This window comes from Dietzia sp. SLG310A2-38A2, assembly GCF_014145095.1.
Classification (GTDB): domain Bacteria; phylum Actinomycetota; class Actinomycetes; order Mycobacteriales; family Mycobacteriaceae; genus Dietzia.
Genome location: NZ_JAALDX010000418.1, coordinates 1 through 2,826, shown reverse-complemented (window position 1 = coordinate 2,826; position 2,826 = coordinate 1). Strand labels below are relative to the sequence as shown.

The following is a 2,826-nucleotide window of genomic DNA, read 5'->3' as shown; positions in this document are numbered from 1 at the left end:
GGGCGGGGGCGGGCGGGTCTGCGCCGGGACTCAGCGGCCGGTGAACCTGGCCTCGCGCTTCTCCAGCGTCGCCGAGATGGCCTCCATCATGTCGGCGGAGGCGAGGAAACCGGCGTTCCACGTGGCCACGTAGCGGTTGTTCTCGTAGATCTGACCCTCGATGCCGCGGTTCAACACCTCGCGGGTCCCGCGCACGACGAGCGGGGGGTTGCCCGCGATCTCGGCGGCGGTGGCGTGGGCTGAGTCCAGGACGCCGGCGGCGTCGTCGGCCAGGTGGGTGACCAGCCCGTAGCGCAGGGCGGTCTCCGCGTCGATGTCCCGGCCGGTCAGGGCGAGCTCCCGAGTCAGACCCTGGCCGATGATGTGGGGCAGCCGCGCGAGCGACCCCATGTCGGCCACGATCCCCACCTTGACCTCGCGGATCGAGTAGGTGGAATCGGCGGCGCCGTGGCGGACGTCGCACGCGGAGATCAGGTCCACGGCGCCCCCGATGCACCGGCCCTGGATCGCGGCGACGGTGGGGGTCCTGGCCGACGCCACCGAGTCGATGGCGCGGCGCATGTTCTCCACGAAGTCCAGGATCCGCTCGCTACGGGAGGCGTCCGGGGTCTTGTCCTGGGGCAGGAACTCCATGAACTGCGGCATCATCGCCATCAGATCCAACCCGTACGAGAAGTTCCGGCCCTCCCCGGTGATGACGGCCGCGCGGACCTCCGGATCGGCGTCGAGCTCGGCCATCACGCGGGGCATCTCCGCCCAGAAGTCGGGCCCCATGCCGTTGTGGGGGCCGGGTCCGATCAGCGTCACCTGCGCGACGTACGGGTCCCGGACCCCCTTCTCGATGCGGACGGAGGAGTACTGACCGGGCGCGGCTGAGGTGTCTGGAGTGCTCATGCGCTCAGCCTGCCATGAGCGCCTCAGGCGCGGACGTCAGGCATGACGAACCACAGGATCACGTACAGCAGCACCTGCGGCCCGGGCAGCAGCAGCGAGGCCACGAACAGGACGCGGACCAACACCGGGTCCAGCCCGAAGTAGTCGGCCAGTCCGCCGCACACGCCCCCGATCCAGCGGTCCTCGGACCTGGCCAGTCGCTTGGGCTGAGAGTCAGAAGGGTAGGTCATGACGTATCACCTCGTCGTCGTCGAACAATGGTGGCCGGGGACATCTCCCCGCTGACCTCCAGTCTCCTCCCCCACAGCGCCCACCACATCCGGGATGGACCCCGAACCCGACCCTGAACCGCGCCTCGGGGTGGAAGGGTCTCGGGGTGAGCCGCGCGGGAGCGGGCGCGGGCTCAGGTGTGGAACTCTCCGCAGTCCACGGTCAGGGTCTGGCCGGTGATCGCCGAGGCGGCGTCCGAGAGCAGGAACAACACCGGGTCGACGATCTCGCGCTCGCCGGGCAGGCGGCGCAGGTCCATCTTCTCGGCGGTGTGGGCGTAGACGTCCTCCACGGTCCCGCCGTACTTGCCCGCCAGGTGCTCGAAGTACCCCTTGAGCGTCTCACCGTAGATGTACCCGGGCGCCACGGTGTTGACGCGGATCCCGCGCGGCCCGAGCTCGGTGGCCAGGGAATGCCCCAGCGCGACGAGGGCGGTCTTGGCGATCTTGTAGCCGGCGTAGCGCTCGCGGGAGTGGTGGATGACGGCCGAGGCCATCATCACCACGGAGCTGCTCGCGGGGGCGGAGTCGGCCTGCTCCGAATCGGGGGTCGCCGCGCCCGCCTCGAGCAGCGGGGAGAACTCCTGGGTGGTGCGGAGCGCGCCGAGGACAGAGAGGTCGATCCCCCGCGAGATCTGGTCGTGGTCGGTCTGGGCCAGCGGCTTCATGCTGGGCACCGCGAACGCGCTGTAGACCAGGCCGTGGACCGCATCGGTGTGCTGGGAGACGGTCTCCCGCAACGCCCGCACGGAGTCTGGCTCGGTGGCGTCCACCGCGGCGGCGATCGCGGTGCCACCGGCGGCGCGGACCTCGTCGACCATCCCGTCGAGCCGGGAGGCGGTCCGGGCGGCCACGACGACGGTCGCCCCCTGCTCGGCTGCCCGCAGGGCGAGGGTCCGCCCGAAGCCGGGCCCCGCTCCCACGATCACGACGGTCTTGCCCTCGAGAGATTCTGACATGAGTTAATAGAACCAGTTCCACCTACGCTGTGGGGGGAAGTTCACCCGACCGGGATACCATCCGCACGTGCACACCATCCCTGAGCAGTATCTTCGCAGCTCACAGGCCCCGAGTCCCCGGACTCTGCTGGACATCCTGGGCTCCGCGGCCCAGGGTCACCCGGACGCGCCGTGCCTCGACGACGGTTCGCGCGTGCTGAGCTACCGCGAGGTGTGGGAGGAGATCCACACCTCGGCGCGCTGGATGCAGCAGCAGGGGGTGGGGGCGGGCGACCGGGTGGGCATCCACATGCCCTCGGGCGGCGTCGAGTTGTACCTGGCGATCCTGTCGACCCTCGCCGCCGGCGCGGCGTACGTCCCCGTGGACGTGGACGATCCGGCCGACCGCGCCGAGTTGGTGTTCGGGCAGGCGCAGGTGGCGGCCGTCTACACCGCGCAGGGGATGCGGGTCACCGACCCGCGTCGCCCGTCCGCCCCCTCGCGGCACCGTGCCCCCACCGTCGACGACGACTGCTGGGTCATCTTCACCTCCGGGACCACCGGCCTGCCCAAGGGCGTGGCGGTGACCCACCGCAGTGCGGCCGCGTTCGTGGACGCCGAGTCGCGGATCTTCCTCACCGGCGCCCCGCTCGGCCCGGGGGACCGGGTGCTGGCCGGGTTGTCCGTGGCGTTCGACGCGTCCTGCGAGGAGATGTGGCTGGCCT

4 protein-coding genes are annotated in these 2,826 nt (G+C 70.9%); 1 reads left to right on the top strand and 3 read right to left on the bottom strand.

Features of this window, described 5'->3' with window-relative positions:
• Positions 1 to 30: 30 nt before the first annotated feature.
• The 3 genes from G6027_RS14270 to G6027_RS14260 form a co-directional block, all read right to left on the bottom strand.
• On the bottom strand, positions 31 to 894 hold the full coding sequence (locus tag G6027_RS14270; RefSeq protein WP_182637748.1) for a crotonase/enoyl-CoA hydratase family protein: 864 nt from the start codon (positions 892 to 894) through the stop codon (positions 31 to 33).
• A gap of 23 nt (positions 895 to 917) precedes the next feature.
• Positions 918 to 1,124, bottom strand: coding sequence for a PspC domain-containing protein (locus G6027_RS14265; protein ID WP_182637747.1), 207 nt, complete (start codon positions 1,122 to 1,124; stop codon positions 918 to 920).
• A 173-nt stretch (positions 1,125 to 1,297) separates the two neighbouring features.
• Positions 1,298 to 2,122: an SDR family oxidoreductase gene (locus G6027_RS14260; protein WP_182637746.1), complete on the bottom strand. Its 825-nt coding sequence runs from the start codon at positions 2,120 to 2,122 to the stop codon at positions 1,298 to 1,300.
• Between the two features lie 67 nt (positions 2,123 to 2,189).
• Here G6027_RS14260 and G6027_RS14255 point away from each other — a divergent pair.
• A partial coding sequence (locus tag G6027_RS14255; RefSeq protein ID WP_182637745.1) for an AMP-binding protein occupies positions 2,190 to 2,826 on the top strand: 637 nt, incomplete at its 3' end.